This is a genomic window from Thermoflexus sp., assembly GCF_042408365.1.
Taxonomy (GTDB): domain Bacteria; phylum Chloroflexota; class Anaerolineae; order Thermoflexales; family Thermoflexaceae; genus Thermoflexus.
In genome coordinates, this window is sequence record NZ_JBHOQJ010000004.1 from 1 (window position 1) to 4,575 (window position 4,575).

Genomic DNA, 4,575 nt, shown 5'->3' on the forward strand with positions numbered 1-4,575 from the left:
CTTCCGATCTCGCCGAAGGCGGCCCCACCCACCCCAAAATCCCTACACTGAAAAAAGACCCTCTTCTTTCCGACCGGGATGGACGCGGCTGAACGTCCCGCCCCTAAACCCAGATCGCCACGCGGGGATCTGGGGTCCGCCCCACCCATTCCAGGGCGCATGTCCCGAGGGCGGTGAGGGTCATCGGGCGCCAGACCCTTCCAGATCGCTGATCGATCGTTAAGGTCAGATCCCCCACTTTGGTGTTGTGACACCAGCGTTGGCTCCCGTCCGGGTCCGTGTAGATCGCTCCCACAATGTGCTCCGGCGCAACCTTCGCTTCCCCGGCGATCCGCAGGCCCGGGCCGTACCCGATGAACCGCCATGTCCCCACAGCTCCCGAGCCGCGATTCCGGACCAGGGCCCCCAGTCCGTTCAGGAAGATCCACCGATCGTCCACCCGTAGGACGAAGAGAGTCAGCATGGGGAGCCGAAGGGGGCCGAGCGCCACCTGAGCGCTTAACCCCTCCCAGGCCACCCTGGTGTCCTCCGCAAAGGCGTTGCAATGTCCCCATATCCATCGTTCGGCGTGGCGGGTGCCCCAGAGATGAGCTTGTTGACCCGGGGCTTCAGCCAGAGGATAGCGTTGATCATCTGCCTCTAAAACCCCATGAAGGCGGATGTCGAAATTCGGGGAAAGGACCTTCGTTCGGGGGAAGGACCCCCGATACATCCAGGGAAAGGGGAGCAGGTGAACGGTGGCCGGGTTAGGCGCCCATCGGAGATCCCAGCGCAGCCGCCGCCCGTTCCGGACGATCTCCCCATGGGCGCCTGTATGGGTGAGCACGGCCGGGCCGATGGCGAACCGGAAGGGCATCGACTCCACGTGGGCTTCGGACCACGGATACATCGCCTTGAGCGCCAAGTTCCGATCCGGATGGTTCCGATCGAAGAAGAACCCCCATAACTCAGCCACCGGATCGCCCCGTTGAGGGGCGAGAAGCGTGTAGCGCAGCCACAGGGCGATCCCGCGGGCCGGATCGTTCGCCTTGAGATAATAGACCTCATAGAACCCAGGGGTGCGCCCATCCCACCGCAGCTGGTTGTCCTGCTCGGAGTTCGGCATTGTGCTTCCTCCCCCCAGGTCTTGAAGTTGGACCTTGGACAAACGGACAGCCTGACCGCTCAACCGTGCCCCCCTCTTGGGCTGGGCAAGCCCCACCCACTCCAAAATTCCCCAGATGGGCAGGGGAAGCCAGGTTATCCGCGGAGAAGCAAGGCACAGGCTCCCACCAGAAGGACGATCCCTCCATCGACCAGGAAGTTCAACAGATAGACGAACGCCGGGCGATCCAGCGTGAAGAACGCCAGGGCGGTCAGCGAGGAGGTCAACTTGCCGAGGGCCAGGACCCATAACATCGGGCGGAAGCGTTGAGGATCCCAAGCGCTCAAACCGGCCATGACAGTCACCAGGACCATATAGGCGAAAGCCAGGACCAGCCAGAAGCGTCCCTCGGCGGGGGGAAGGAAGGAACCGACCGAACGGCCGAGCGCCTCGATTCCCTGGAGGACGCCTTCGGGGAACAACAGGAAGCCAAGGCCGGTGATCGCGAAAGCCAGGGCGAGCGCGGCAAGGATGCTCCGCGCCAGGGTCTCCTGGGAGGTCCTCGGGGATGTAGGGCTCATGTCTTCCTCCACGTCTCCAAAATCCGGCGCGCTGTTCGCAGGGCAAGGGCCATGATGGTGATCTGAGGGTTCACGATAGGGGAAGAGGGAAGAAGGCTTGCGTCAGCGATCCACAGGTTGGACATCCCGTGAACCGCTCCGTAGGAATCGGTGACGGATCGGTTCGGATCCTCCCCCATGCGGCAGGTGCCCATCGGGTGGTAAGCTGAGAGGATGAGGTCAGCGGGCCGCCATCGGGGGGAGAGGATGTGCTGGATCTCTGTTTCCGAGCGAATGGCCTCTAAGCCGGGCAACCCAGAATATACCTCCCGAGCGCCCGCGGCGAAGAGCAGACGGGCTGCGGCGGCGATCGCCTTCCGGATGCGCGCCGCATCCTCCGTGTGGAGGGAGTAACGCATCCACGGCCGCCCGTCGGGCCCGACCACCACCCGGCCAGCGCCCTGGTCGGAGACCAGGATCCCGATGGCAGCCATCTGGCGGTACCGGGCCAACCGCGCCTTATAATCATGTCCGATGAACGGGAGCACCCCTGCGCTGTAGCCCACCCCCGGCGGCGGGAAAGTGGCCTCCAACAGGATCCCTTCCTCCAGCCACTCGTCTACATAGTAAGATTGCATCACCCCGCGCCAGCCGATGATCTCCTCATCGAACAGACCCACCACTCCACACCCCGGATGGATCCGGAGGTGACGGCCGATTTGGGAGCGCGGCCCGATGCGGTTTCGCAGGAGAAGCCATGGGGTGAAGACAGCCCCGGCAGCCATGACCACGGCCTGAGCGCGGACGGTCAACCGATAGGGCGTGGCCCGGCCCCGAGGATCCAGGATCACCGCCTCCACGCCGGTGACTCGTCCGTTCTGGTGCAGGATGCGTTCAACCCGGCAGCGGGCGTAGAGGCGGGCCCCGGCCTGAACGGCGCGGGGGAGCATCGTCAGCCGCATATCCTGCTTGGCGTCCAGGGGGCATCCGAAGGCGCACTGGCCGCTCCCGTGGCAGCCCCGCACGGGCCGCTGGATTGGGCCATGGCGCACCCCCAGAGCTTCCGCGCCGCGGCGGAGGATCTCCCCGTTACGGCCCATGATGTCATCGGTCACGGGGGTGACGTTCAGGACGGATTCGATTTCCTCAAACAAGGGGGCCAGCCGCTCGGGCTCCACATCTCGCACCCCCTCGCGGACGGCCCATTGATGGAGCACGAAATCGGGGGTGCGGAAACACGTCCCGGAATTCACCACAGTAGTTCCCCCAACGGCACATCCCATGGGAACCAGGATGGGGGGAAGACCCAGGGTATGGGTCAGGCCGTTCTCACGATACAGGCGAATCACCCGTTCGAGCGGGCGAACTTGGAACTCCTCCCGTGTGGCGAAAGGGCCTTCTTCGATGATCACCACGGAGAGGCCGGCCCGGGCCAGCTCCGCGGCGACGGTGGCGCCTCCAGCGCCGGATCCAACGATCGCCACATCGGCGATCTCATGTTCATCTCGGCTCAGTTCGGGATATTGTCGGACGGGCAGGGGAGTGGGTGGAGGGAGCGGGCCCTCAAGGGGCTTAAAGGGGCGTCCCTCATCTCCCAATAGCGGAGCGATCTGGGGATTGGAGCAATACACCATCCCGCACAACATCTTCAGCGGAGCAACCACATGCCGGAGAGGGGAGCGGCGTTCAGCAGCTTGCAGGAAGGTTTCCCGTGCTTTGAGGGGGAGCCGGCTGAAAGGGCGGAGATAGGCGGAGAGCAGGGCGGAGAACTCCAGGGTCATCGCCATCGCTTCCACGCGACGGCGCGCCTCAGGGGCGAAGCCGGCCAGAAGGTTCTCCAGATCCTCCATCAGATCCACGTCCGCGGCGCCGGGCTCCGGCGAACCTCCGGGAGGCAGAAGCGCCTCCGCCAGAGCTTCCAGAGCCGCCCGGGCCGGTGTCCCCTTGCGCCCTTCCACGGACGGTTCTCGCATGGCTTCCCCCTCTTCATTTTAACTGGAAAGCGCCTTCATCGTATTGCCTTCGTCGCAGGAAACAGGCGCTCCGGCATCGCTCAACGCGCCCGGGGGCTGCTGAGGAGGCGGCTTATAATCGAAGCGTTCGTGGAGTCCTCAACCCCCAGCGGAGGGAGAACGATGGCGCTTCTTCGATGGGAGAACATGAGCGGAGAGGAGGCGCGGCAACATTTGAAGGAGCAGCGTCTCGTCATTTTGCCGATCGGGGCAATTGAAGCCCACGGTCCGCATTTGCCCACTGGCACCGATAACATACTGGCGGTGGCGATCGCCGAGCGGGTGGCTGAACAGGTTGGGGGTGTGTTGTTGCCCCTCATCCCATATGGTCAAGTGTGGTCTCTCCAGGATTTCCCGGGCTCTCTGACCATCTCGACAGAGACCCTGGCGAGCGTGTTGGTGGATTTAGGCATGAGCTTGCGACGCCAGGGGGTGGAGATCTGGGCCATCATCAATGGTCATATCGGCAACGGAGCGGCGCTTCAAATGGCCGCCCGTCGGCTTTATCAGATGAACGGGCCCCTCACGTATATTTTCACTTATCCGGGGTTGAGCGAGATCGCCTCACGGGTCTGTTCCTCCCGTCCGTTGCCTGGAGGCTATTTCCACGCTGAGGAGATCGAGACCTCCATGGTATTGCATGTGGCCCCTGAAGCTGTGCGGATGGACCGGGCGGTCCGAGAGGTCCCTCGCCTCCCACCGGATTTTCTCTATCGTCCCGTTCCATGGTCTGAGATCACCCAGACGGGGGTCCTGGGGGACGCCACGCTGTCCACGCCGGAGAAGGGGGCAGCCCTGATCGATGGGATCGTCGAGCGGATTGTAGCTGTCCTTCGCTTTGCCCTTCAATCCTTATAGGAGCGGCGCGGTGGGTTTTCGCGTGGGGACTTGGGGGCGGAGCGGGGCGCCAAAGGCGCCC

The 4,575-nt window shown here is 64.0% G+C and carries 4 protein-coding genes; 1 reads left to right on the plus strand and 3 read right to left on the minus strand.

What is annotated here, in order from left to right; all coding sequences use genetic code 11:
• Positions 1–103: 103 nt before the first annotated feature.
• From ACFMO5_RS00095 to ACFMO5_RS00105, 3 genes are all read right to left on the minus strand, one after another.
• Positions 104–1,105, minus strand: a complete 1,002-nt coding sequence (locus ACFMO5_RS00095; protein ID WP_376790735.1) for a tocopherol cyclase family protein — start codon at positions 1,103–1,105, stop codon at positions 104–106.
• A 134-nt stretch (positions 1,106–1,239) separates the two neighbouring features.
• On the minus strand, positions 1,240–1,665 hold the full coding sequence (locus tag ACFMO5_RS00100) for a hypothetical protein (protein WP_376790736.1): 426 nt from the start codon (positions 1,663–1,665) through the stop codon (positions 1,240–1,242).
• The gene (locus ACFMO5_RS00105; RefSeq protein ID WP_376790737.1) at positions 1,662–3,617 is read right to left on the minus strand and encodes a GMC family oxidoreductase N-terminal domain-containing protein; all 1,956 of its coding nucleotides are present in this window, start codon (positions 3,615–3,617) and stop codon (positions 1,662–1,664) included. The genes ACFMO5_RS00100 and ACFMO5_RS00105 overlap by 4 nt, the downstream gene beginning before the upstream one ends.
• Before the next feature lie 162 nt (positions 3,618–3,779).
• Here ACFMO5_RS00105 and ACFMO5_RS00110 point away from each other — a divergent pair, with 162 nt between their 5' ends.
• Positions 3,780–4,514: a creatininase family protein gene (locus ACFMO5_RS00110; RefSeq protein ID WP_376790738.1), complete on the plus strand. Its 735-nt coding sequence runs from the start codon at positions 3,780–3,782 to the stop codon at positions 4,512–4,514.
• The last annotated feature ends 61 nt before the right edge of the window (positions 4,515–4,575 follow it).